17 protein-coding genes and 1 pseudogene are annotated in these 26,457 nt (G+C 42.6%); 4 read left to right on the top strand and 14 right to left on the bottom strand.

Features of this window, described 5'->3' with window-relative positions; translation table 11 throughout:
• Positions 1-198: 198 nt before the first annotated feature.
• Positions 199-3,420 (bottom strand): carbamoyl-phosphate synthase (glutamine-hydrolyzing) large subunit, encoded by a 3,222-nt coding sequence (gene carB, locus AB5217_RS23175; protein ID WP_032844102.1) that lies wholly within the window; start codon positions 3,418-3,420, stop codon positions 199-201.
• A gap of 427 nt (positions 3,421-3,847) precedes the next feature.
• Here carB and trpS point away from each other — a divergent pair, with 427 nt between their 5' ends.
• On the top strand, positions 3,848-4,942 hold the full coding sequence (trpS, locus tag AB5217_RS23180) for a tryptophan--tRNA ligase (RefSeq protein ID WP_032854812.1): 1,095 nt from the start codon (positions 3,848-3,850) through the stop codon (positions 4,940-4,942).
• A 94-nt stretch (positions 4,943-5,036) separates the two neighbouring features.
• On the opposite strand, the pseudogene AB5217_RS23185 reads toward trpS, so the two are convergent.
• Positions 5,037-7,435 (bottom strand): annotated as a pseudogene (locus AB5217_RS23185) (DUF2339 domain-containing protein).
• Positions 7,436-7,716: 281 nt separating this feature from the next.
• Here AB5217_RS23185 and AB5217_RS23190 point away from each other — a divergent pair.
• The 3 genes from AB5217_RS23190 (at position 7,717) to AB5217_RS23200 (ending at position 9,582) form a co-directional block, all read left to right on the top strand.
• Complete coding sequence (locus AB5217_RS23190; protein ID WP_008641854.1) at positions 7,717-8,175, top strand: hypothetical protein; 459 nt, start codon at positions 7,717-7,719, stop codon at positions 8,173-8,175.
• Between the two features lie 37 nt (positions 8,176-8,212).
• On the top strand, positions 8,213-8,914 hold the full coding sequence (locus AB5217_RS23195; RefSeq protein ID WP_004314382.1) for a hypothetical protein: 702 nt from the start codon (positions 8,213-8,215) through the stop codon (positions 8,912-8,914).
• 230 nt (positions 8,915-9,144) lie between these two features.
• Positions 9,145-9,582 (top strand): DUF2185 domain-containing protein, encoded by a 438-nt coding sequence (locus AB5217_RS23200; RefSeq protein ID WP_050486507.1) that lies wholly within the window; start codon positions 9,145-9,147, stop codon positions 9,580-9,582.
• A gap of 247 nt (positions 9,583-9,829) precedes the next feature.
• Here AB5217_RS23200 and AB5217_RS23205 read toward each other — a convergent pair whose 3' ends face one another.
• The 12 genes from AB5217_RS23205 to tig all read right to left on the bottom strand — a co-directional run bounded on the left by AB5217_RS23205 (position 9,830) and on the right by tig (position 26,392).
• Positions 9,830-11,017 carry an OmpA family protein gene (locus AB5217_RS23205; protein ID WP_032844138.1) on the bottom strand — a complete coding sequence of 396 codons (1,188 nt, stop codon included), beginning with the start codon at positions 11,015-11,017 and terminating at the stop codon, positions 9,830-9,832.
• A 103-nt stretch (positions 11,018-11,120) separates the two neighbouring features.
• Complete coding sequence (gene mutL / locus AB5217_RS23210) at positions 11,121-13,022, bottom strand: DNA mismatch repair endonuclease MutL (RefSeq protein ID WP_032844140.1); 1,902 nt, start codon at positions 13,020-13,022, stop codon at positions 11,121-11,123.
• Between the two features lie 17 nt (positions 13,023-13,039).
• Positions 13,040-13,339, bottom strand: a complete 300-nt coding sequence (locus AB5217_RS23215; RefSeq protein ID WP_004314386.1) for a hypothetical protein — start codon at positions 13,337-13,339, stop codon at positions 13,040-13,042.
• Position 13,340: 1 nt separating this feature from the next.
• Positions 13,341-15,107: an OstA-like protein gene (locus tag AB5217_RS23220; protein ID WP_032844142.1), complete on the bottom strand. Its 1,767-nt coding sequence runs from the start codon at positions 15,105-15,107 to the stop codon at positions 13,341-13,343.
• A gap of 22 nt (positions 15,108-15,129) precedes the next feature.
• Positions 15,130-16,512 (bottom strand): peptidylprolyl isomerase, encoded by a 1,383-nt coding sequence (locus AB5217_RS23225; protein WP_004297172.1) that lies wholly within the window; start codon positions 16,510-16,512, stop codon positions 15,130-15,132.
• A gap of 9 nt (positions 16,513-16,521) precedes the next feature.
• Entirely contained in the window at positions 16,522-17,367 is an 846-nt protein-coding gene (locus AB5217_RS23230) for a hypothetical protein (RefSeq protein WP_004297171.1), read from the bottom strand.
• A 54-nt stretch (positions 17,368-17,421) separates the two neighbouring features.
• Positions 17,422-18,966 (bottom strand): peptidylprolyl isomerase, encoded by a 1,545-nt coding sequence (locus AB5217_RS23235; RefSeq protein ID WP_211480862.1) that lies wholly within the window; start codon positions 18,964-18,966, stop codon positions 17,422-17,424.
• Between the two features lie 103 nt (positions 18,967-19,069).
• Positions 19,070-20,548: an IMP dehydrogenase gene (guaB, locus tag AB5217_RS23240; protein ID WP_009000238.1), complete on the bottom strand. Its 1,479-nt coding sequence runs from the start codon at positions 20,546-20,548 to the stop codon at positions 19,070-19,072.
• An 86-nt stretch (positions 20,549-20,634) separates the two neighbouring features.
• The gene (gene recQ, locus AB5217_RS23245; protein ID WP_004324651.1) at positions 20,635-22,815 is read right to left on the bottom strand and encodes a DNA helicase RecQ; all 2,181 of its coding nucleotides are present in this window, start codon (positions 22,813-22,815) and stop codon (positions 20,635-20,637) included.
• Positions 22,816-22,983: 168 nt separating this feature from the next.
• Positions 22,984-24,228 (bottom strand): ATP-dependent Clp protease ATP-binding subunit ClpX, encoded by a 1,245-nt coding sequence (gene clpX, locus AB5217_RS23250; RefSeq protein ID WP_004324650.1) that lies wholly within the window; start codon positions 24,226-24,228, stop codon positions 22,984-22,986.
• A 2-nt stretch (positions 24,229-24,230) separates the two neighbouring features.
• Complete coding sequence (gene clpP / locus AB5217_RS23255) at positions 24,231-24,893, bottom strand: ATP-dependent Clp endopeptidase proteolytic subunit ClpP (RefSeq protein WP_004297164.1); 663 nt, start codon at positions 24,891-24,893, stop codon at positions 24,231-24,233.
• 143 nt (positions 24,894-25,036) lie between these two features.
• Positions 25,037-26,392 carry a trigger factor gene (gene tig, locus AB5217_RS23260; RefSeq protein WP_004297162.1) on the bottom strand — a complete coding sequence of 452 codons (1,356 nt, stop codon included), beginning with the start codon at positions 26,390-26,392 and terminating at the stop codon, positions 25,037-25,039.
• Between the last annotated feature and the right edge of the window lie 65 nt (positions 26,393-26,457).

A 26,457-nucleotide genomic window follows, 5' to 3' on the forward strand; every position in this document is an offset into this window, starting at 1 on the left:
GAAAAGGCTAATGACTAAAAAGGGATCATTAGCCTTTTTATTTTAATACACTATATAGAATCGCGGAGACGCTTACAAAACACTCCCTATATAGAACACACTCTGATGTGCTATATTTACTAATAAAAAAAAGAAACTCCCTCTTTGGACAAGCCAAAGAGAGAGTTCTCCTTATCTAATAGACAGCTAAAGCTGTTTTTATTTATATTCCTGCCAGCTCTTAATCTGAATATCATTCAGTTTCAATTCGCAGAATGCTTCAATAAAGGCGCTTGCCAAACGAGCATTGGTAATCAACGGAATGTTATGATCGATTGCACCACGACGGATACGATAACCGTTCGTCAACTCACGCTTGCTGTGATTCTTCGGAATATTAACGATCAAATCAAACTTATGGTCAGCAATCATCTTCATGACGTTGTTCTCTGCACCCGGCTTTTCATCCGGCCAGTAAACCGGAGTAGTTTCTACACCGTGAGCGTTCAAGAAAGCTGCTGTTCCGGCAGTTGCGTAAATCTGATAGCCCTTAGCGAACAGCATACGGCTGGCATCCAGCAAATCTACTTTCGACTTCATTGCACCGGAAGAGAACATCACTGCTTTTTCAGGAATTTTGAATCCGGTAGCAATCATTGAATTCAGCAATGCTTCAGAGAAATCGTCACCGATACATCCCACTTCACCTGTAGAAGACATGTCTACGCCCAATACCGGGTCAGCCTTGTGCAGACGAGAGAAAGAGAATTGAGAAGCTTTTACACCAATCCAGTCGATATCGAATGCCGACTTATCCGGGCGTGAGTATGGAGCATCCAGCATGATGCGGGTAGCAGTTTCGATAAAGTTACGTTTCAGAACTTTAGAAACAAACGGGAAGCTACGAGAAGCACGCAAGTTACATTCGATTACTTTCACTTCGTTGTTACGAGCCAGGAACTGGATATTGAACGGACCGGAGATATTGAGTTCTTTAGCAATCTGACGGCTGATCTTCTTGATGCGACGAGCTGTTGCAAAGTAAATCTTCTGTGCCGGGAATACCAACGTAGCATCACCGGAGTGAACACCGGCAAACTCTACATGTTCGGAGATTGCGTATTCTACCACTTCACCATTCTGCGCAACGGCATCAAATTCAATCTCTTTCGTATTTTCAAGGAACTGGGAAACAACAACCGGATATTCTTTAGAAACTTCGGCAGCCATCTTCAGGAAGTTCTCCAATTCTTCATCGTCATAGCAAACATTCATTGCCGCTCCTGAAAGGACGTAAGAAGGACGAACCAATACCGGGTAGCCTACTTTTTCTACAAATCCCTTCACTTCTTCAAGACTGGTCAGTTCCATCCAAGCCGGCTGGTCGATACCCAGTTGGTCGAGCATAGCAGAGAACTTGTTACGGTTTTCAGCACGGTCGATAGAAATCGGAGAAGTACCCAATACAGGAACCGACTGACGATAAAGTTTCATAGCCAGGTTGTTCGGGATTTGTCCGCCTACCGAGACGATCACACCACGAGGTTGTTCGAGATCGATTACGTCAAGTACACGTTCGAACGAAAGTTCGTCGAAGTAGAGACGGTCGCACATATCATAGTCAGTAGAAACCGTTTCAGGGTTGTAGTTAATCATGATAGACTTGTAACCCAGTTTGCGGGCAGTCTGAACTGCATTCACCGAGCACCAGTCAAATTCTACAGAGCTACCGATACGGTAAGCACCCGAACCCAGTACGACTACTGATTTTTCATTCTTATAATAGTTTACATCGTAGCCTTCCACTGCATAAGTCATATACAGATAGTTAGTCAGTTCCGGATGTTCGGAAGCGATGGTATTGATACGTTTTACAGCCGGAAGGATACCCATCGATTTACGATGAGCACGCACTGCCAGGTTTTCTTTCTCCATGTTTCCGGTTGGATTCAGTACGAAACGGGCAATCTGGAAGTCAGAGAAACCTAACACTTTAGCTTCACGCATTACATCGGCAGGTATATCTTCTACCTTATTATAAGTAGACAGTTTCGCTTTGTAGTCTACGATATTTTTCAGTTTGCCAAGGAACCATGGGTCGATCTTTGTCAGGTCGTGGATACGTTCGATGGTGTAACCTTCTTCCATTGCTTGTGCAATGGCGAAAACACGCAAGTCAGTCGGGCGAGAAAGCTCTTTATCAAGATCATCAAAGTGCAGTTCGTCATTACCTACGAAACCGTGCATTCCCTGACCGATCATACGAAGGCCTTTCTGGATGATTTCTTCGAAAGAGCGACCGATAGACATGATTTCACCTACTGATTTCATGCTTGAACCGATTTCACGGGATACACCGGCAAACTTCGTCAAGTCCCAACGAGGGATTTTACAGATATAGTAGTCAAGTTGCGGAGCTACGTATGCAGAGTTCGGGGTTCCCATCTCACCAATCTGGTCGAGTGTGTAACCAAGTGCCACTTTAGCAGCTACGAATGCCAACGGATAACCGGTAGCCTTAGAAGCCAATGCAGAAGAACGGCTCAAACGGGCATTTACTTCAATCACACGGTAGTCATCCGTTTCAGAGTTGAAAGCATACTGAATGTTACATTCACCCACGATACCGAGGTGACGGATACATTTGGTAGAAAGTTCTTTCAACAGAGCCAGTTCTTTATCATCCAGCGAGCAGGTGGGAGCTACTACAATTGATTCGCCGGTATGAATACCCAGCGGATCGAAGTTTTCCATGCTGGCTACTGTGAAGCAATGGTCGTTAGCGTCACGGATCACTTCAAATTCGATTTCTTTCCAGCCTTTCAAAGACTCTTCTACCAGAATTTGTTTGGAAAAAGCAAATGAGCTCTCTGCCAATTTCAGGAATTCTTCTTCATTGGCACAGATACCGCTACCAAGACCACCCAGTGCATAAGCAGAACGCACCATGACAGGATAACCAATTCTGCGTGCAGCAGCAATGGCATCTTCCATGTTTTCTACTGCCTGGCTGACCGGAGTCTTCATTTCTATCTCGTCCAGCTTCTTCACAAACAGGTCACGGTCTTCTGTATACATGATAGCTTCTACCGAAGTTCCGAGCACCTTTACTCCGTATTTATCAAGAACACCTTGTGTGTAAAGTTCAGCACCACAGTTCAATGCAGTCTGTCCGCCGAATGCCAAAAGGATACCATCGGGACGTTCTTTCTTGATAATTTCTTCTACGAAATAAGTATTCACGGGAAGGAAATACACTTTATCGGCAATACCTTCAGAAGTCTGAATGGTTGCGATGTTCGGGTTTACCAATACTGAGCTGATACCTTCTTCTTTCAAAGCTTTCAGTGCTTGTGAGCCTGAGTAGTCGAACTCTCCGGCTTGTCCGATTTTGAGTGCTCCAGAACCCAAAACGAGAACTTTCTTGATTTCCTTTTCCATTTCTTTTGTTGTTATAATAAGTTGTTATTTCTAAGTTCGTTCATAAAAAAAATGCGTTACCCTCAAAAAAGGATTAACGCATTACCAAAGAACTAAAATATTGTTTTTGGAAATAAGAGAAGAAGACTTTCGTTTCGGGATGAAAAACATCCGAATGTAAATAATACTTGCTTCTAATTTCCTGTTGATTCATTGTTGACTTCAAAATTTGTGCAAAGTAACGACATATTTTGCACATGACAAAAAGATACGTTCACTTTTTTACTGAAATAATTTACCGTGTTAATGAAACAGTCGTTTTTCCATTGGCTTTTAATGATTACATTCTTATCTTAAGCAGGCACAAATCATGAAGTAACTGCATTTTGATGTTTCTTTCAGTTTTTATCCTTATCTTTGTCGCCATTATATAATAAGGTAATAAAATATGGGAAAAGAAAAAATCATATTGACGGGCGACCGTCCTACCGGAAGACTTCATATCGGTCACTATGTAGGTTCATTGAAACGCAGAGTTGACCTGCAAAACGCAGGTGATTATAGTAAGATGTTTATCTTCATTGCCGATTCACAGGCATTGACAGACAATATAGACAATCCGGAAAAGGTACGTCAGAATGTAATCGAAGTTGCTCTTGATTATCTGGCTTGTGGCATTGATCCGGCTAAAGCTACGATTTTCATCCAGTCGCAAATACCGGAACTATGCGAACTTAGTTTCTATTATATGGACCTTGTCAGCGTATCCCGCCTGCAACGTAACCCGACTGTGAAATCGGAAATCCAGATGCGTAACTTTGAAGCAAGTATTCCCGTAGGTTTCTTCACTTATCCCATCAGCCAGGCAGCAGACATTACAGCATTCCGCGCAACGACTGTCCCTGTGGGTGAAGACCAGGAACCGATGCTCGAACAGGCTCGCGAAATCGTTCGCCGTTTCAACTATATATATGGTGAGACATTAGTAGAACCGGAAATCCTGTTGCCGGACAATGCAGCTTGTCTGCGTCTTCCGGGAACTGACGGTAAAGCTAAAATGAGTAAATCGCTCGGAAACTGCATCTACCTTTCGGAAGAACCGGAAGAAATCCAAAAGAAAATCATGAGTATGTATACCGACCCGGGACATCTCCGCGTACAAGATCCGGGAAAGATTGAAGGTAATACCGTATTTACTTATCTCGATGCTTTCTGCCGCCCCGAACATTTCGAACGCTTCTTGCCAGACTATCCGAATCTGGCAGAACTGAAAGCGCATTATCAACGCGGCGGATTGGGTGACGTGAAAGTAAAACGTTTCCTAAATTCCATCATGCAGGAGACTTTGGAACCGATTCGCAATCGTCGCAAGGAGTTCAGCAAGGATATCCCTGCTATCTACGAGATGCTTCAGCAAGGCTGCGAAGTGGCAAGGGCTGCGGCTGCCGAGACTTTGGCTGACGTGAAGAAGGCGATGAAGATTAATTATTTTGATGATAAGGAATTAATCGAAGAGCAGGTGAAACGTTTCTCGCAAGAGTAAAAGATTTCGTCTGGGAATAAACATAATTATAAGGTAAAGGCTGCCCTTCTTTTGTAGAACAGGCAGCCTTTCTTATCGGATATTTTTCAAAGATTCAGTTTGTTTCTTCCTCGTCATTCTTGAACAACACATCCTTTAGTTTCTGATAAAGGAATGAAAGTATCAGCAATATCAATCCCAGAATGATAAATACAATAATCTTGCCAATGGTCGGCATAGCCCATAAATCATCAAAGACGAGTTTGAGCAGGACTAATCCGAAAGTCGCAAGGCTCACCATGCGGAGTAGTTTCTGATGCAGGCGCATGCCCAACCCCATTTGGACGAACCCGGCAATGCTTAATGAGAGTGACAGCCCGGCACTGAAATCGTCCACTCCTACTTGCCAAAGGAAAGAGCGTACCATTGTCAGCCAAAGGAGCGTGGCAAGAATATTCAGATATACGGTGAAACGGGATTTTATGCCGATTGATGTATAGTACATACGTGCTACATAATACAAATTCGCTATTACGAACACAGCTGTCAGCCATGGTAGTACAACAGGAGGGGAAGTCCATATTCTCTGGTCGCCCCATATATTTATAATATATACAAGTACGTTTGCCCCGATAGTCAAGATATAAGAAGTGAGATGTTTCGTTATCGGGAATCGTTTTCTGAAAGCATAGCAAACACTCGAAATGGATATGGCTGTAAACAAGAACATAACTCCGCTTCTCGTCGCCCCTTCAAAATACAAATTGAATTCCATCATAAATGTATAATAAAGTATGATTACGGAGACGATAAGCATAAAAGGATTCCAGAAGCTGTATTTCAACCGGCGTGCCGTAGAGAAGAAGCAAATGCTCCTGTCGCTAATCCCACAAACAAAGAGGTGGCAAATGAACTATTCAGAAAAATTGTATCCAAGGAATGATGTTCAAACATCACACTATACACATCCATCAAGTAAGAAACGAAAGTGAGTCCTACCAGAACTTTAGCCGCATACTCATATACTCTAATTTTCGACTTAACATAGAGCCACAACAGCAATACCATTTCCGATGCCCAAAGCAAGGTTATATAGTTTCCGTCCAGTTGAATCGGAATAGTGATAGAGACAAATGTCAATACAAGTCCCAGTGTGGTATGAACCAGAAATTTATACTCTTTGCGGTTCTTCCAGAGCCAAAGCACTAATCCTAAATTAACGAGTGCGATAAACAGGCTCAACAAGCCGCTTGCTTTGAAAGATAATCCCATATTCCGCAAGAATAAGGCTCCTGAAAGCAAATAGATAAAATTATTCGTTATAATGACGAATACTAATCCCCGGCTCATCGTCCGCATATTCTCTCCACGAAGGATAGAGAACACCGGAAGTAGAAAGATAAAATAGAACAGAGTAGCAAACCAAAACAGATGGTTCGAAATAACCGTAGAACCGGAGGTATAGTTAAACAAAAGAAAGATTCCCATTATCAGGCAAGTGAAGACAAATGAAATCATTGGAAGTTCACTCCACTTTTTATAAATGGAAAGTCCGAACATACCCAAGTTTAATATGCTCACGTAAGTAAACAGTACCAAATAACTTCCTTCCCCGCTACTCACTATGAATGGTGCAAGGAATCCTCCTACAAGAGAAATGATAGCCAACTCACGCCGATTATATACCACAGACAGAATAGACATAAACACTGTGACACCAATCAGAATGATAAAGGCCATAGTCTGCGAGAAAATATGATAATAATGGAAAGCAATGGCAACTGTAAGATAGAACACAGCGAAAGCACCACCCGCAAGCAGCGAACTGAAGGTTCGGTATTTCTTTTGCAACCGTTCGGCAACAGCCAGCAATACAGCTCCCGTCAAGAAACCAAGCACGGTACGGAAGGTTTCATTAATCCAGTTTTTATCAATGGCATACTTTACAAAGAAACCTACACCAATTACAAATATAAGGATACCAATCTTCCCGAAAAGGTTCTCACCGATGAATTTTTCATAGTTCACCTGCTTCTTTTGTTTCGGAACAGTCGGTGCAACCGGAACAACCGGAGTAGCCGGAGTAACCGGTACAACTGGCACAGTCGAAGATTCAGCGGATTCCTTCCGAACAGCCTCTACACAAACTTCCTCCATTCTTGTTTCAAGCGTCTTTTCAGGCGTCTTTTCCAATGTCTCACGGACAACTGCTTCAACAACCGGTTCGTGTTTTTCCTGAACAGCCTCTTCTCGTTGTCCGGTCTTTACTGCCTTAACATGCTCTGCCACTTGAGGCATCACAGGAATATCTTTTATTTCTTTTTCTGATATTTCCTCTTTCGGCTTGGAGGCTTCAGCAACAGAATTTTGCTGAACCTTGAGATAATCTTCCATCCATTTCTTCATCTCATTCAACTCTTTCTCTATTTTTCCGAAGCGATTGTCCAACCTACTCAATAAAATAAATAACATAACTAAAACGAGTAGTGCATATACGGTATTAAAGTCGTCCATAATATTCCAGATTTGAGTTCTATATCACAAATATAGATAATTATTAATAGCTCCAACCAATTGTTATTAAATTATTTGGATTATCCCAATAATGCAATTTTACATCAATTGCATAAATCAGGATACAAATCCTCTAAATCAGGAAAAAAATCTCCTCATTTTATAAAAAAGAATAGAGCTTACAAATTCCAAACAATTATACGGCTTTTATTCTTCTTTTTCCTATCTTTGCCACAATATCAATAAAAATCACACAAATTATTCACTTAAACACAAGAAGCATGAAGCACCTTAAATTTCTATTTGCACTTGGCGGCATTCTTTTCTTATCTTGCCAAACAGTATCCGCACGTGGTTTAAAAATCCCTTTCGGCGACCGCGAAGTATTAACCAAAGTAGCAGATTTGCCTGATACCGAAGAGTACCAAACAGACGATGGAAACTACATTGATCTGGCAACTTTCCATCAGGAGTTCAACATCGCTTACCTTCTCCCTCTATATATAGAGAAAGAGCCTCGCCTGGTCGGCTATTGCGAAAAGGAAGACACTTACTATGAACTGACGGAAGAACAACTGGCTACCATCCTAAAAGAAAATAATTTGGATGGAGAGAAGTTGAACAAGGTCGGTTTCTATTCCCGTTATGGCGGTAAAGCTGTCGGACTTCTTATAATTGCCCTTATCATTTGGGGATGTATTCCTGGAAAAAAGAAAGAAGTGAAACCCGTGGAAGTATAAAACAAACCATTATTAATAACATTAAAAAGTACAAACTATGTCTATTTACACCTTTATTCCGGTCATTTTCATTGTTCTATATCTAGGATACTGGTTTTACATGAAAAACAAAAACTCGCAACAAGCACAAGTAGTGAACAACACCGATTTCAAAGCTGAATTTGCAAATGCAGAACAGTATAAAAAACTCTGCTTAAACTCTGATTTATCTTTCCTGAAAGAAGCTATGGGAGAAGAAAAAATTGACGCTTTCAACTATGCCAGCAATGAGTATGGTGTAGCATCCGCACTCAAAGACGGAATGAAAGATAAGCTGAAAGGAATGGCCACTTTAGGAACTGTACGTTTCAATACCGTACAAACTCCCAAATATCTGGTATTGAGCGGAGACAATCTGCACCTATTCGATACAGACACAGATGGAGAAATCGACAATCATTTTGTATTCAATCAGGCGCGTCTTGAAAATTCCCGTCTCATCGCAATTCCTATGGAGGGACAAGTACAAGCACAGGCACAAGCCAGAGGAAACAACGTGAAAGCATACAAACTTTCATTGCAAACCGACGAGAAACCTGTTGAACTCATTATCTACTCCTGTCTGATATTTACAAATATCCCGGAGATTCCGACAGATCCACAAGAAACAATACAGGATATTATCATTGGCAATGACTTCTTGAAACAATTGGGCGACAAATATCCTAATTTGAAAGTCTCATTGCCGATATTTAGCTAAAGAAGGACATATACTTAGAAAAAATAACAGTGGAAGGTTAGCTAGTTACCAAACATTATGCGTCCTGCGTCCCGGCGGATTTGCAATCCGCCGTTCTCCGAGTATCAGGATTTATAATCCGCAATACACCTATACTTTAATATATAGTTCGGATTGAAAATCCTGATGCTCAAAACAATCGGATTACAAATCCGATTGAACGGACAAAAAGATGAATAAATATTACTAACATGAAAATTAAGCACCTAAACGGTGCATATTTCCGTGCCATTAGCAGCAAAGAAATAATAAAAATGAGAAAGGAAAAAGCATTTTTTATAAATGGACGAGAAAATGAGGTTCTTCTTAACGATTGGGAAACTTCTGATGGATGTATAGCCACTGATAGAATAACAGTGGATGGCTTACCTGTTGGATATATGTATCGTGAAAAACCGGAAGAAGGCGATCCGTTTGAAAGATATGATAGCGGGTGGCGATTTACAGCTGGAGATGAGAGTGACGAATATATGCAAACCGCTCAAAATAGTGGTATCTATAAGCTAAATACTATCTGCCAATACGATCCCGACATAATACCGTTACTTCACGCTCCATATGGTACAGCCTATATCAGAAATGAGAATGGTGAGTTTCAAAAAGAACACTTTGAGCCATTAGAAGAATAGTGCTGGTAACAAGCGCATCAATCGCCTTTATGTGCCGGCCCCAGGATTTTATGGAAAGTCCAGAGATTATCAGCCTGTCAAATAAACTAAAATAAAATATCAGAGGAGATACCCCAAAATAACAGATATAAAAAAGGCGGCTGAAAGCATGAACCTCTCTTTTCAGGGTTCGCTTTCAGCCGCTTTTCCTTTCCAGCAAGCGATTACAGAGAATCGCTGAATGCTGAAATCGCTTTTTTACTTTTTATTACTGTGCAGATTCTACCAATACTACACGGTTCAGAATCGGTTGACCGAATTTGTCAACCCCACCACCGGCTGCAACTTTCAGTCTATCGGCAGAGATGCCATACTTCTTAACCAACAAGTCTTTAACAACCTGTGCACGTTCCAAACTTAACTTCTGATTGAAAGCAGGAGTACCGGTTGCAGAGTCAGCATATCCGTTGATTGTGTATGTAGCATTCGGAGATTCTTTTATCTTGCTGGCAAGATATGACAAGTTCATTTCTTCTTGCGGAGATAATTTATCAGAACCGATCTTGAAGAATACGGTACGCGGAGCAATGTTAGTATCTGTGATAACAACTTCTTCAGTATCTTCTACTTCTACCGGTTGTTGTGCATTTGCCAACTGCTGTTGCAATTGCATATTAGCTGCTGCCATTGCATTCATCTGATTACGCATCTGATTCAATTCGAGTTCAGAGATAATCTGTGGAGTAGGACGTTGGAATCCGCGGGTAGGGAAGTAATAAGTCACACCGAGGGTAGCACCTAAGATACCGTCATAATCGGGTTTACCTCCATGTTCTCCGTCAAACTTGCCTTCCAGACCTGTTGCACTCAACTCCAGATTCAAGTCAACAGCATTCGACAAACGGAAGCGGTTGATAATACCTGCATTGAAAGTAGCGGAGTTAGTGTGAGGACGAGAATAAGCATGAGCCCAACCGGCACCTATATAAGGGATAATTTCATATACGCGGTTCGGATTGTATCCACCGAAAAGTGCGTTCAGGTTAATCATCAAATCACCATGCAAGTTCATGTAGTCCCATCTTTGTTTGTAAGAACCGTCTTCTCTCGGGGCACCCACTACATAATTAGCAGTTTCGCTGGTAGTGAATCCTTTTGCCTGCAATCCGCTGTATTGCAAACGCAGCCCGAATCCCGGAGTTACCCATTTGCCGACAGACACGTTAAATGTAGGAGCAACACGGTCTCTGAATTTGCCGATATGGTCATTGTTTCCATATAGCACCTGGGCGCCGCCTCCTACAGAGAAGAACCAGTTACTCCAGAAAGGATTAGTTATTACTTGATATTTATCTTGTACCTGAATCACTTCGTATTCAGTTACAGTCATTGTCTGCTGCGCAGAAGCGACAGACGCAACGCCGGCAAATGCCAGCAACATCAGAATCTTTTTCATATACCTAATAGTTAAGTGGTTATTTAAATCTTTTTCTTTGTTGAACTATTTAAATAACACGAACTGAACTAAAAGGTTTTAGAAAAAGATGAAATTATTTGTTTTATTTGAATAATCTTTCGATGTCTTCCTCCTTGATTGTTGTCAAAACAGTTTTCCCATCAGGGGTGTAATTCGGTGAGGGACAGGCAAAAAGGTTGTCTACAAGGCTTACCATTTCTTCATTACTCAACACCTGTCCGTAAACAATAGCCGCCGCGCGAGCCAATGTTAATGCCAGAATACTTTGGATTTCTTCCTTGACGTCACTTCCTTTTTCCATCGCCGTATGCAGCATATTACGCACCAGTTCCACCGGATTCAGCCCTTCAATCCCCGAAGGAATACCATTAATGGCATAGCTACCGCCTCCCAAATTACTCAAATCGAAACCGACTGCAGACAAATCATCCATAATACTTTGCAGTACAGCAGCTTCCGAAGCCGGCAACTGTAAGATTTCCGGGAACAGGACGCCTTGTGATACCCCCTGTTTCTGTTGGATCTGTACCATATAACGATCAAAAAGCACCCGTATGTGTGCCCGATGCTGATCGATTAGCATCAGCCCGGATTTAACTGAAGTCAAAATAAACCGCCCTTTAAACTGCAAATGCTGATTTCCTTTCTCCATCACCGGTTCACTGGCATACAAAGTAGAAGAAGCGGCAGAGGTGACCGTCTCCATCTTTTCTTCAACGAAAGCGGGTTCGCCGCCAATAGAAGAGTCTTCCCAATCCATTTCGGGTTCCGGTTGCGGGTTATTCATCTTACTGGCTTTCGTCAGCCCCCCGTACAAATCTTCCCATTCCACTTTCGAACGGCTGTACGATCCGCCACCACCGCCACCAGCAGAAACTTTAAACGGATTATAATCTGTATTATAATGTATCTTCGGAGGCTCGGAAGATATTTTCTCCTCAAATGCCGGAATGTCAGGCATATCTTCCGTATCAAAGTCGATGGAAGGGATCGCACTGAATTTACCCAGCGACTCCTTCACGGATGCCGAAAGTATCTGCCAGATGGCCTGTTCATTTTCAAACTTGATTTCAGTCTTTGTCGGATGGATATTCACGTCAATATTAGCCGGATCTACATCGAAATAGATAAAGTAGGAAATCTGTTCACCGGTGGGAATCAACTGTTCATAAGCCTCCATAACCGCCTTATGAAAATAAGGATGACGCATATAACGCCCGTTGACAAAGAAATACTGATGTGCCCCTTTCTTACGGGCAGTCTCCGGCTTGGCTACGTATCCGGAGATTTTCACCATGGTAGTATTGACCTCTATATTCAGTAACTGCTGATTGAGCTTCTTACCGAAAATAGCAAGGATACGTTGACGTAATTGTGATACCGGAAGATTGAATAACTCCGAATCATTACTATAAAGCGAAAAGGCAACCTCCGGATGCACCAAAGCGATCCGTTCAAATTCGGCAAGGATGTTACTCAATTCCGTTGAATTAGCCTTTAGAAATTTACGACGGGCAGGTACATTAAAGAATAGATTCTTTACAGAGAAGTTACTTCCTTTAGAACAGGACACAGCCTCTTGGCTTTCCACTTGAGAGCCTGCAATCACCAGCTTCGTGCCCAATTCTTCCGATTCCGGACGTGTCTTTAACTCTACCTGTGCCACAGCAGCGATGGAAGCCAATGCCTCTCCGCGAAATCCCATTGTACGCAAAGCAAACAGATCCGCCGCTTGACGTATCTTGGAAGTGGCATGTCGCTCAAAAGAAAGACGGGCATCCGTTTCGGACATTCCTTTTCCATCATCAATCACCTGAATGCTGGTTTTACCTGCATCAGTCACCAATACATGTATATTTTGTGCATCTGCATCAATCGCATTCTCCACTAGCTCCTTGATGACAGACGCGGGACGTTGTATCACTTCACCGGCAGCAATCTGGTTAGCTACCGAATCAGGTAACAAATGAATTATATCGCTCATTCTTCGTAAATTAATAATTAAAAGTTCCAGCTTCCTGTCGCCAAATAATGCCACAGATAAAGAAGGAAAGCAATGATTATCAGTATGATTCCGAAAGAGACCGGTTTGCGGCCACTCGCTTTTCTTCTTTTCAAATGCGTAGTACCTTCGATGAACTTACCGCGAATATCCTCCGGATTAAATTCCTTTTCCGGAAGCATCCCCAAGTCACGTTTGGCGTTCTCCTCCATCTTTGCGAGCTTTTCTTTCCGCTCGTCTACATAAATGTATTGATGATTAAAGCCACGGGGCTTTCTCATTGAGTTAAACATTCCCATACTACTTCATATTTATTAAGTTTCGCTTTTCTGTTTTGGGTCGCCGGTCGGTGGTCGGTTTCAGTGTATCGCCCGCACGCTTACCCCGCCAGTTAAAGATATCATCCTTATTCAGCGGACGGACATAGTCGAACCAGGCAAAGGTGGGAAGACGCAATTTATCAGGCGGTATCTGGTCCATCGGATACATCGTTCCGTTGGATTTACCGATAAACAGTCCTTTTTCCATCTTCTTATCCTTCATATAAAGATGAAGCACACTACCTTCCAGACAATTAAATCCGGTCATCGTACTGTCTTTTTCTTCCGGATAGAAAGCGGTCAACACATTACCAATCACTTCAATATGACGCATATCTCCATTGATGAAATAGGCTTTCATCTCTTTGCCGGACACTTGGTTATAATGAATAGAATCTTTCATTTCCACCGTCAACGCCTGGTTGATGATGTGCGCCCAGTCAATCGTGCTGTCATTCATATAAATCTTGATCTGCTCGCCAAGTAGTTGCTGCCCTTCATTCCAAAGAATAGGGTCGGTATACATGGTCATACAGGAATCCTTCGAATTATAGACCAGTGAGTCACATACTCCCTGAACATCCGTACGATACATACGTACCTTGTGGTAAGCCTTCATCAACCGGAAAACGGAATCGGTATTCAGGTTGTAAGACACCAACTGCAATGTATCGCCATGCATAAAAAGACTGTCAGGCCCTTGCGAGTAGTCGATTGCCACCGCACGTTTCGTCGCAAACGCGGAGTCCGTCAATTCATTATAGAAACAATAATCGCCCGTCAGCATATTCTTATTGATGGAGTCTGTCATCTTCACATTATCGAATGCTTCTCCGTAACCGATTATCCGGTCATAGAACAGACTGTCGCCTACAAGTTTCTTCCCCTGATTGGTCAGGACCGAACGGTCCAACAATTCCGCTTGTTCGGTCAATGTGTTATAGAATCCCCGTTCCGAATAGATATGATTATTATCACTGACAATATTGGAAGGTCCGAGAATTACTGCTATTTTGTTTTCGGTATTATACCTCAATGTATCGGAGGTCAACACAAACTTAGGGTTCACCAACTTCACATCATGGTTGAATACCGACTGTTTTGTTGCAGGGCTATATTCGCCCCAATCGGAGGTCAGTACATTCTCTTCATCCATCAAAGTTCCCCCTTCGAAATAATATCCGAGATCGTAGAGACGGTCGTAGTTCAAGCTGTCCGTCAGCAGGGTCGTGTTCCGGTTAATCATCTTCACATTTTCACGAAGTTGCGCAATTTGCGTCATTCCGTCATAATAAAGATAATCACCATAAATGAACAAGGTGTCTCCCTGTTCCATACGCACATTGCTGAAGGCTTCTACGGAGTTGGTTTTCTCAAAAATCAGTGCACTGTCACAGTACATATACATACTGTCATGGCGCAACTTCACGTTACCAATCAACACCTGCACATCCGGACGTGCCAGCTTATCCGCCTGTCCTTCGTCAGCATGGAGCAAGTAAACTTTGGTCTTTTTATTCTCCGGTTGCTTCTTGTTGTCCGATTGTTTCTTATTACCCGCCGGCGTTTTGGTTTTGGGAGCCGTCTTAGACGTATCCGCAGTCGATTTTGTCGAAGCCCCTGCCGTGGGTTTCTGTCCCGTCGGCCTCACTTGTGCCACAAGACATACACCAAACAGGCATAGAAAGCCTATAAGGAGCCATCTATGCCTGTCTTGTTGTTTATTTTTCTTATTCTTTTTCAGCATATAAAGTCAAAGCAAGGTTATATCAGTCATTCTTGACCCAACCCGGATACTTGAAGTCACACTTCTGCCAGTTTTCGTTGATGCGTACATAAGTGTGTTTTTGCTTGTTCAGAATCCATTTCTGCAACACCTCTTCGCGACGCTTATCCATTACGATTTCTTTCAGATCCTGATAGTCTTCCGCGATGGTTGCTTTATGACCATTGATTTTAGTTTTCAATTTCACGATAGCGCATACTTCTTTTCCATCTTTCTCATTAATCATTGTAAAAGCTTTGGAAATCTCGCCAACATTCATCTTATCCACTACCTTAGCAACGTCTTGAGGAAGATCCTGCATCTGGAACTTAGAAGTAGTGATACCTGAATGTTCATTGATGTTCACCATGATACCGTGATTGTTGCGGGTATCCTTATCTTGTGAGATAACGGCAGCGGCATCATCAAATGTGAATTTGTTAGCACGAATATCATCTGCAATAGAATCCAGACGGGCACAAGCCTCGGTCAGTTCTTTTTCCGAGACTTTCGGACGCAACAGGATATGGCGGGTATTAACACGGTCACCACGCTTCTCAATCAACTGGATAATATGGAAACCAAATTCCGATTCTACAATTTTGGAAACTTTCTTCGGGTCCTGCAAGCTGAATGCCACATTCGCATAAGCGGGGTCCATCATACCACGTCCCATAAATCCACATTCACCACCTTTAATGGCAGAAGCCTTATCTTCAGAATACAAACGGGCCAATGTAGAGAAGTCGATTTCTCCTTTTGTCACACGATCCGTATAATCACGCAGTGTCCTCTTTACATCCTCGATTTCCGAAACGGGTATTTTGGGTTGCAAAGTAATAATCTGCACTTCCACCTGTGTAGGAATGTAAGGGATACTATCCTGTGGAAGATCTTTGAAGTAACGGCGTACTTCTGCCGGAGTCACTTTGATATCTCCTGCCAGTTTCTGCTGCATCTTCTGAACCGTCAATCCGTCACGTGCATTATCACGCAAAGTTTCACGAATCTGGGTGGATGTTTTATTGAAATACTCCTCCATTTTCTCTCTGGAACCGATCTGCTGGATGTACATATTGGTCATCATATCCACACGCTGGATGATTTCCGCTTCGGAAACCTCGATACTGTCCAACTTTGCCTGATGCAGGAATAACTTCTGCACAGCAATCTCTTCAGGAATTACACAATAAGGATCGCCTTCGAATCTGCGTCCATTATACAAGGCATCCATACGGGCCTCTTCTACATCTGATTTTAAAATAGCTTCGTCACCTACTACCCAAACTACTTCATCAACCACATTATCTTGTGCATAGGTTGCCACATTAGCAAATATTGCCAGGACAAGGGTAACAACAAATCTAAAGTTCACAAACTTCTTCATTCTTTGTATTTAATAATTATATATAATCTTCTTCTTACTTACCGCCTGCTGATACAAGTCGTTCTTTACCTGTTCCATAAAGCTCACCCGTTTCTGATTTACCAGTAAGTCTTTCACTTCCGAGCGGGCAAATTCATACGGTTTCTCCTCACCAACTCCGCGATAATCGCTCACATTCAGGAAATAATAATAAGCCGTATCTTTCAATTCTACCTGACGGTGTTTGTTTACGTACTCTTCCGGTGCCTCTACTTTCAACGGAATCATGTCCAGGACATCGGTCACGGACACCCATTTATCATAGAAATATTCATATTTCACCGCATTCTGCAAACTATATTTTTCCAGGCTCTCGATAGCATCCTGTTTTTCCGACTTATACCATCTGCGCACATTGTTCAACTGGGGAGCTGTCAACGGCACTTTAATAAACAATCCCTTAATCAACGGACTTTCCAGTTTAAACAATTCCTTGTTTTTGCCATAATACTCTGCTATCTCATGTTCGGAAATATCATTCGTCAACTTCTGGCTAATCAACTCCTGCTGATAAGTATGCATTATCAACGCTTTCCGATAATTCTCCACCAGCTTGTCTACATCCACATTATCGGGGATATTGTTCGCAGCTTTCTCATACAATAAAATCTCTTCCGCCCAACTACGAATATAGTGCTCGGTGAAGAGAATGCTATCATCTTTTGACAATCCGACCGGAAGCACGGACATCAAATCTTCTTTATATAAAAAATTACCGTCCACCTCTACCAAAGGAGTCTTTCCTTTGTGGTCGTGCTGTTCCTTGCACGCTCCACAACCAAGAAGGGTAATCAGTAAGAGGACTAATATTCGCATCGGCAACTAAAATCTACTTATTTAAGGTACGAAGATAGTGAATAATCGGTTACATCAGTTATTATTAACTGTTTTTAAAACCTCTTGGTTTATTTCAACCTTACCGGACTCACTCAATTCCCGCATCCAGCACGTGTCAAGATAGCTTCGATAATCCTTTCGAACCCGATCAATTACTTCCCGATAATCATCCGGACCTTTCATTTTTTCGCCTACTACAATAGTAAAAGGATAAGACATCAAAGGATCAAAATCACCCTTCTTAAAAACCAGTTTATCTATATATTTATTGTCTCCGTCGGCAAAAATTCCTTGTTCAACTTGTATCTTTTCCTCCCCGGATGTATTAAAAGTTTGCCGAAGCTTGTCCGCCCACTCTTTTTCCGGCACTTTCTTCAGCATTTTTTTGGCTTGCTTTGCCGTCTTTTTATCAACGCAATGAAGCACGACTCCTCTATACCGGGGGCTCTCCCACCGATAATCCGACGAATGAAATTTAAAATAAGTAGCCAATCCCGCCCGGTCATTAGCTGCGGGCAAATCTATTTTCTGACGTGTTATCTCTTCCACCAAATAGTTTTCATCAGATTCCCGCAAGGCATAAGGAATTTCCGGATGCTTTTTTTCGATATTCCGGCTTTCATAATCCAGCAATGACTTAGCTATAAATCCTTCCAACTGCCGTTTGACAGCTTGAGGATGAGAAGAGGCAAAATGCGTGAACATAGTTCCGGTGTATGCTTGTCCGTCAATCGTAAACAGGGTTTGTTCTGTACGGCCTTTCGCCAGCAGTTCTTCCATTGCCGCCTGATTGGGAGCATACCGCCATGCTTTTTTCAAGCGTTCGAGCACCGCGCCTGTACCTTTGTCCAAAATCTCCTTGCGCCGTAACCGTTCCATTAACCTGGCACTGACATTTTCGTAAGCAGCTGTTTCCTCCCGATCCATCACTTTCAAGATATGAATCCCTTCAGGAGTGAAAAAGGGCTGCGATGCCATACCTTTTGCCAGAGAGAAAGCAACATTCTCAAACTCGCTCGTTGTTTCCAGACATTCGATCCATCTACTTTGCTTATCATCCGAGTATATTTCGACCAAACGGTTAAAGTTCAAATCCGGCTGATTCTGTATCATCCGGTATATAGAATCCATCCGCGTTTTTTCTTCTTCTAAATGCCGGGAAGTGATTGTCTGTGGCAAACGTTTGAAAATCTGCATCACCTGTACCCTGCCGCTACGTGCTTTCAACCCCATCTTCTGATAGATAGCACGGGCACAACTATCCATCACTTGCCTGTCTATCAGATAAGATTCCACCAACTCGGTCCGGCATTTCTCCTGTTGTTTACGAAAAATAGAGGTCGTATCAAGTCCGGCAGCCCTGGCTGCTTCCACTTTCAACTTCGATTGAGCGAAAAGTGCCGCATACTCTTTGGACGAAAGTCTGGCATTTGAACGTTCCGCATAACGGCGGTATGCATATTCAAATTCCGAACGGAGTATCTCTCTTCCGTTAACACGCATCAATACCGGATCTTCCTGTGCAAAGACCGCGACTACAAAGAGAGAAATACATCCCAACAACAGGCTTCTTTTCATCATCAACTTTTATTTTTCAAACAACAAACGGTGAGCAGTGAACACCCTGCTGATTATACAGCCTGTTCACCGTTCACCGTTAATAGTTCACCGTATCTATCTATTATTCCGGACGGCTATAGTTAGGCGATTCACTGGTAATCGTCACGTCGTGCGGATGACTTTCCATTACACCTGCATTGGTAATGCGGGTAAACTTAGCGTCATGAAGTTTCTCAATGTTAGCAGCGCCACAGTATCCCATACCTGCACGCAAACCACCAGTCAGCTGATACACAACTTCGAAAAGCGTACCTTTATAAGGAACACGGGCAGCGATTCCTTCGGGAACAAGCTTCTTCACATCAGCAGTTCCACTCTGGAAGTAGCGGTCTTTCGAACCGTTCTCCATTGCTTCCAATGAACCCATACCACGATAGGATTTGAATTTACGACCATTAAAGATAATAGTGTCACCCGGAGATTCTTCTGTTCCGGCAACCAATGATCCGATCATTACGCAATATCCTCCGGCAGCCAATGCTTTCACCACGTCGCCCGAATAACGCAAACCACCATCGGCAATCAAAGGAATACCTGTACCCTTCAACGCTTTTGCTACATCATAGACGGCTGACAACTGTGGAACACCTACACCGGCAACCACACGAGTTGTACAGATAGAACCCGGACCGATACCTACTTTCACAGCATCCGCACCAGCTTCCACCAAAGCTTTGGCAGCTTCTCCGGTAGCAATGTTACCTACCACAATATCAATATTCGGGAAGCGTTTCTTTGCTTCTTTCAGTTTTTCAATCACAAACTTAGAGTGTCCGTGAGCTGTATCAATCACGATTGCATCTGCACCGGCATCCACCAATGCCTGCATACGATCCAGCGTATCGGCAGTAACACCTACACCGGCAGCTACACGCAGACGACCTTTGGCATCTTTGCAAGCCATCGGTTTATCTTTTGCTTTTGTAATATCTTTATAAGTGACAAGACCGATCAACTTTCCGTCCATTCCGACAATCGGAAGTTTCTCAATCTTATGTTTCTGAAGAATCTGTGCAGCAGATTCCAAGTCAGTAGACTGGTTAGTAGTCACCAATCTTTCTTTCGGAGTCATGACAAGATCAATATGTTTTGCCATGTCTCTTTCGAAACGCAAATCTCTGTTGGTAACAATACCCACCAAATAACCTTCATCATCTACCACAGGGATACCACCGATTTTATATTCCGCCATGATGTCCAGTGCATCCTGAACAGTAGAACCTCTTTTGATCGTTACAGGGTCATAAATCATACCATTTTCGGCACGCTTTACGATAGCAACTTGTCTTGCCTGTTCTTCGATAGACATATTTTTGTGAATCACACCGATACCACCTTCACGAGCAATGGCAATAGCCATTTTCGCTTCGGTAACCGTATCCATGGCAGCCGTCACAAAAGGAATTTTTAACTCAATGTTTTTTGAAAACTTAGTCGAGAGATCGACAGTGCGCGGTAAAACTTCAGAATAAGCGGGGATCAACAATACGTCGTCGTAAGTCAACCCATCCATTACAATCTTATCAGCAATAAATGACATAGGGCTATGCGTTTAAAAATTATTGCGTGCAAATATACGGTTTTTATTCAAAACCGCATACCTGCACGCCTATTTTTTTCGCTTTTTTAATTAGCCATTTCAGAGATGAACTTAATACGTACCAAACGAACTTCCTCTTCCGTGAAGTCATCGCCTAATTCGTCAAGCGCATCATCAATCTTATCAGTGGTAGATTCCTTGAAATAATCGTAGATATCAAGCATATGATCTTCATCCATGATTTCTTCCAGGAAGTAATCTATATTCAGTTTGGTTCCCGAATAAACGATCGCTTCTACCTCGTCCAACAGTTCACCAAATTCAATCCCTTTGGAAAGAGCGATATCATCTAACGCCACTTTACGGTCGATAGCCTGAATAATAGCTACCTTCATCTTAGATTTATTGGCAACCGTACGTACCCGCAGGTCTTCCGGACGTTCTATCTCATTCTCTTCACAGTGGCGTTTGATTAATTTACAGAACTCTTCACCATAACGTTTTGCTTTTCCGGCACCTACGCCAGGTATATTCTGCAACTCGTCCAATGTCACCGGATAAATGGTAGCCATTGCTTCCAAAGACGGGTCCTGGAAGATCACATAAGGCGGCACTTCCAGTTTCTTCGAGAGTTTCTTCCGCAAGTCCTTCAACATGGAATAAAGAGCCGGGTCTACTGCACAGGAGCCACCGCCGCGTGCCGGAACTTCTTCTTCCGTCTCTTCGAAATCGTTGTCCTCGGTAATCTTGAATGACTTCGGTCTCTTCAGGAACTTATGTCCTTCCTCCGTCACTTTCAGGAGTCCGTAATGCTCCACATCTTTGCTCAAGTAACCTGCAATCAGCGCCTGACGAATCACTGCGTTCCATGTCTTATCCTCTTCACCCATACCGGAGCCGAAGACTTCGAGGTCTTCATGCAAATGCGCCTGTACTTCGGAAGTTTCTTTACCTTGTAGTATGTCTATAATATAATCTGCCTTAAAATTTTCTTTCACCGCGATAATCGCTTCAATCACGGCACACAATAACTCTTGAGCCTCCACTTGTTTTTTAGGGTTTAAACAGTTGTCACAATTTCCACAATTTTCTTCCGTATATTCTTCACCGAAATAATGCAGCAACGTCTTGCGTCGGCATACGGAAGATTCGGCATAAGCAGCGGTTTCCAACAGAAGCTGCTTGCCAATTTCCTGCTCTGCCACAGGTTTTCCTTGCATGAACTTTTCCAGTTTCTGCAAGTCTTTATTTGTATAAAAGGTTATGCACTGACCTTCACCGCCATCTCTACCGGCGCGCCCGGTCTCCTGGTAATACCCTTCCAGACTCTTTGGAATATCGTAGTGAATCACGAACCTCACGTCCGGCTTGTCAATTCCCATACCGAAAGCGATAGTCGCTACAATAACGTCCACTTTTTCCATCAGGAAATCATCCTGATTCTTGGTCCTGGTCAACGAATCCATTCCAGCATGATAAGGACGCGCATTGATACCGTTTGCCTGCAGGATTTCAGCAAGTTCCTCCACTTTTTTCCGGCTAAGGCAATAGATAATGCCCGATTTCTCCGGATTGTTTTTGATAAACTTGATAATATCCCTGTCAATATTAGCGGTCTTCGCACGTACCTCATAATAAAGGTTCGGACGGTTGAACGAAGATTTGAAGACTTGAGCATCTACCATTCCCAGATTTTTCTGGATATCATGCTGCACCTTCGGTGTCGCCGTTGCGGTAAGCGCAATCAACGGAGCTTTACCTATTTCATTGATAATAGGGCGAATCCGCCGGTATTCCGGTCGAAAGTCATGGCCCCATTCAGAAATACAGTGAGCTTCATCCACTGCATAGAACGAAATCTTTACCGAACGCAAAAACTCTACGTTTTCTTCTTTCGTCAGCGACTCCGGCGCTACATATAGCAATTTTGTCTTTCCGGCAAGGATGTCCGACCTCACTTGGTCTATCGCGCCTTTATTTAATGAAGAATTGATAAAATGGGCGACGCCATCTTCTTCACTGAAATTGCGCATTGCATCCACTTGATTCTTCATCAACGCAATGAGCGGAGAAATTACGATTGCCGTACCTTCCATCAAGACCGAAGGTAGCTGATAGCATAAAGATTTCCCGCCACCGGTAGGCATCAGTACAAAGGTATCTTTACCATCGAGCAAGTTATTAATGATCGCTTCCTGGTTTCCCTTGAACTTATTAAATCCGAAATACTTTTTCAGTTCATCTGTTAAATTAATCTTCCCTGCCATCTTAACTAAGGTTGTTTTATTCAGTTCATGGTTTAACTTTAAGTATGTTCTCTTCTTCAAGAGAGCCAAACAAAGTTATAAACAACTTCGTAATTACCAAGCAAAATGCGACTAATATTTTCAAGAAAATACAGTTACGATCATTTTCTGTAGCCTTACTCTTTGATTTTAAGCGGTTTGTAGTCGTGCCATATTCGCTTTTTCCAGTTGCATCTTTGCATAATCCAGCGTCACCTTATACTCTTTTTTGTTCTCTGAAGGGATTTCAAACATGACATCCATCATAATTGTTTCCACAATAGAGCGCAATCCGCGGGCACCTAGCTTATATTCTACCGCCTTGTCGACGATATATTCGAAGACATCATCTTCAAATGTCAGCTTGATACCATCCATTTCAAACAGTTTGATGTACTGTTTGATGATTGAGTTTTTCGGTTCGGTAAGGATCGCACGAAGCGCATCCCGGTCCAGCGGATTCAAATAAGTCAACACCGGAAGACGTCCGATAATTTCGGGAATCAGTCCGAATGACTTCAAATCCTGTGGAGCGATGTACTGCATCATGTTATTCTTGTCTACCGTCGCTGTTTTCTGCGATGCCGTATAACCTACGACATGGGTGTTCAACCGTTGGGCGATCTTCTTCTCGATACCGTCGAACGCACCGCCGCAGATAAAGAGAATATTCTTGGTATTTACCGGAATCATCTTCTGGTCCGGATGTTTACGGCCTCCCTGGGGAGGTACGTTCACCACAGAACCTTCGAGCAATTTCAGTAATCCCTGCTGTACGCCTTCACCGCTCACGTCGCGAGTGATGGAAGGATTATCTCCTTTACGGGCAATTTTGTCGATCTCGTCGATAAACACGATACCCTGTTCAGCTTCAGGTACATTATAATCTGCCACCTGAAGCAAACGGGTTAAAATACTTTCGATATCTTCGCCCACATAACCGGCCTCCGTCAGCACTGTAGCGTCTACAATAGTAAACGGCACGTGCAGTAACTTAGCAATCGTGCGTGCGAGCAACGTTTTCCCGGTTCCGGTACTACCCACCATAATAATGTTCGACTTTTCAATCTCCACATCATCACCGCTGTCTTTTTGCAACAAACGTTTATAATGGTTATAGACCGATACGGAAAGGAAGCGTTTCGCATCATCCTGTCCGATCACATACTGGTCGAGGAATTTCTTGATTTCTACCGGTTTGGGCAGTTCTTTTAAGTTGAGCTTGGTAGCTCCTGCACTTTTCTTGCTTTCTCCCAATGCTTCCTGAGTAATCTCATAAGCCTGGGTAGCACAGCTGTCGCAAATGTAGCCGCTCATTCCCGTAATCAGGAATCCGACTTCATTCTCCGACCGTCCACAGAAGCTACATCTTTTCTTTGTTTTTGAATCAGCCATTTTTATTTCTTAATCAATACCTCATCAATCATACCGTACTCTTTCGCTTCCTGAGCTGTCATCCAGTAGTCGCGGTCAGAGTCCGCCCATACTTTATCGAAATCAGTATGCGAATGATCGGCGATGATCGTATAAAGTTCTTTCTTCAATTTCTGAATCTCACGAGCTGTGATTTCAATGTCCGATGCTTGTCCTTGCGCACCACCCATCGGTTGATGAATCATCACACGTGAGTGAGGCAATGCAGAACGTTTGCCTTCAGCACCGGCAACCAGCAATACGGCTGCCATTGAAGCTGCCATACCTGTACAGATGGTAGCAACATCGCTTGAAATAAACTGCATCGTATCATAAATGCCCAGTCCGGCATATACACTTCCGCCCGGAGAGTTGATATAGATAGAGATATCCTTACCCGGATCCACAGAATCCAGATACAACAACTGTGCCTGGAGCGTATTAGCTGTATAGTCATCAACTTGTGTACCAAGGAAAATGATGCGGTCCATCATCAAACGGGAGAAAACGTCGAGTTGAGTTACGTTCAACTGTCTTTCTTCCAGAATATAGGGATTCAAATACCCGGCCTGCGACTTAATCACATCATCCAATACCATGCCATTCATTCCTAAATGCTTGGTTGCGTATTTTCTAAAATCATCCATGTTAATTGTTCCTTTCTTATAAATTAAAAATAAACGTAAGTACAAAGAAACGAAAAAGAATACAGAGACACAAAAAAACACAGAGTTATAATTTTATAAAAACTCTGTGTTTCTGTGACTTTATATTTTATTCAACCGAATGATTACTCAAACATTTTATTGAATTCTTCGATCGAAACGTTCTTGTTTTCCAAAGTAACCTGTGCTTTCAGAGCAGCAGCAAGCTTCACTTCTACCACACGACTTACCAAATTATTGATAGTTTCTTTCTTCTTCAACATTTCCTGTGCATAGTTGTCAAGCACATCGTCAGGAATAGACAACATACCGTATTGAGCAAACTGTGCCTTTGTTGTTTCTCTAGCCATCTTCAGAACATCTTCCTGTTCTACTTTGATATCGTTTGCTTCAACCAACTGTTCCTTAATCAGGTGCCAAGTCAGTTCTTCAATGCTCTTATCATAGTTTTCAGCAACATATTCTTCTCCCTTTTCTTCGTTGTTCAGCAACATGATACGTTTCAGCAGGGCATCAGAGAATTCCAGTTTACCTACTTTTTCCATCATCACCTTGCGAATGTCGATCAGGAATTTATAATCGCTGTCAGCCACAAATCTAGCTGCGATTTCTTCTTTAATCTTAGCGCGGAATTCTTCTTCAGTCTTCACAACACCTTCGCCGAATGCCTGGTCGAATACTTCCTGAGTCAATTCACCCGGAACAAAACGAGTGATTTCTTCTACCTGGAAGCTGAAATCAGACTTCACGTCTTTTGCAATTTCCTTGTCAATCTTCAACAAAGAACCCAGTTCAGCAGCATGTCCGTCATAAGCCACATTCGGATTGAACACCAATACATCATTTACTTTTGCATTAGCAAAAATAGCTTTCTGATCGTCGTTCTTCATGTAAGCAGGCATCAATACTGCAGCTTCTACCTGGATACCACCTTCTTTTGTGTTGCCTTCTTCGTCCAACTGTGCCAGCAGACCTTTCAGCATATCATTATCTTCGTAAGCGTCTACCTTATCATACTTGCCAGTGCGTTGAGTATACATCTTCACCTGGTTGTCGATCATTTCGTCAGAAACTTCGATAGTATAATAATCTACTTTATCTTTAGCACTTACTTCTGCTTTAAATTCAGGTGCCAAAGCAATGTCGAATACGAAATCGAATTCTTCCATTGTATCGAAATCAATATTCTGTTGCTTTTCTTCGTTAGGCAACGGCTCGCCCAACATATTCACCTTATTTTCTTTAATATAATTGTAAACAGCTTCTTGCAGTGCCTTATTCACAACCTCTGCAATTACCGACTTACCATACATCTTTTTAATAAGACTTGTCGGAACCATACCTTTACGGAATCCCGGAATCTGTGCCTTCTGACGGAGTGACTTCAACTCTTTGTCTACTTTCTCCTGATAATCGGCTTTCTCAAGCTTTACAGTAAGCTCTGCGCTTACTTTGTCAATGTTTTGTAATGAAACGTTCATTCTGACAATTATTTATTTGATTTATACTTTGTTCTATACTCAAAGAGGGTGCAAAATTAGTGCTA

It is taken from the genome of Bacteroides sp. MSSM.1001136sp1_RTP21357st2_D2_RTP21359_211015 (assembly GCF_040913205.1).
In the GTDB taxonomy this organism is placed as follows: Bacteria; Bacteroidota; Bacteroidia; order Bacteroidales; family Bacteroidaceae; genus Bacteroides; species Bacteroides ovatus.

Bases quoted from the DNA above. Each gene is read 5' to 3' on its own strand.
- AB5217_RS23235 (WP_211480862.1), bottom strand. From the start codon at position 18,966: ATGAAAAGAAGCCTGTTGTTGGGATGTATTTCTCTCTTTGTAGTCGCG.
- clpX (WP_004324650.1), bottom strand. From the start codon at position 24,228: ATGGCTGATTCAAAAACAAAGAAAAGATGTAGCTTCTGTGGACGGTCG.
- AB5217_RS23205 (WP_032844138.1), bottom strand. From the start codon at position 11,017: ATGAAAAAGATTCTGATGTTGCTGGCATTTGCCGGCGTTGCGTCTGTC.
- carB (WP_032844102.1), bottom strand. From the start codon at position 3,420: ATGGAAAAGGAAATCAAGAAAGTTCTCGTTTTGGGTTCTGGAGCACTC.
- AB5217_RS23225 (WP_004297172.1), bottom strand. From the start codon at position 16,512: ATGAAGAAGTTTGTGAACTTTAGATTTGTTGTTACCCTTGTCCTGGCA.
- AB5217_RS23220 (WP_032844142.1), bottom strand. From the start codon at position 15,107: ATGCTGAAAAAGAATAAGAAAAATAAACAACAAGACAGGCATAGATGG.
- trpS (WP_032854812.1), top strand. From the start codon at position 3,848: ATGGGAAAAGAAAAAATCATATTGACGGGCGACCGTCCTACCGGAAGA.
- AB5217_RS23200 (WP_050486507.1), top strand. From the start codon at position 9,145: ATGAAAATTAAGCACCTAAACGGTGCATATTTCCGTGCCATTAGCAGC.
- AB5217_RS23215 (WP_004314386.1), bottom strand. From the start codon at position 13,339: ATGGGAATGTTTAACTCAATGAGAAAGCCCCGTGGCTTTAATCATCAA.
- recQ (WP_004324651.1), bottom strand. From the start codon at position 22,815: ATGGCAGGGAAGATTAATTTAACAGATGAACTGAAAAAGTATTTCGGA.
- clpP (WP_004297164.1), bottom strand. From the start codon at position 24,893: ATGGATGATTTTAGAAAATACGCAACCAAGCATTTAGGAATGAATGGC.
- guaB (WP_009000238.1), bottom strand. From the start codon at position 20,548: ATGTCATTTATTGCTGATAAGATTGTAATGGATGGGTTGACTTACGAC.
- AB5217_RS23190 (WP_008641854.1), top strand. From the start codon at position 7,717: ATGAAGCACCTTAAATTTCTATTTGCACTTGGCGGCATTCTTTTCTTA.
- mutL (WP_032844140.1), bottom strand. From the start codon at position 13,022: ATGAGCGATATAATTCATTTGTTACCTGATTCGGTAGCTAACCAGATT.
- AB5217_RS23230 (WP_004297171.1), bottom strand. From the start codon at position 17,367: ATGCGAATATTAGTCCTCTTACTGATTACCCTTCTTGGTTGTGGAGCG.
- tig (WP_004297162.1), bottom strand. From the start codon at position 26,392: ATGAACGTTTCATTACAAAACATTGACAAAGTAAGCGCAGAGCTTACT.
- AB5217_RS23195 (WP_004314382.1), top strand. From the start codon at position 8,213: ATGTCTATTTACACCTTTATTCCGGTCATTTTCATTGTTCTATATCTA.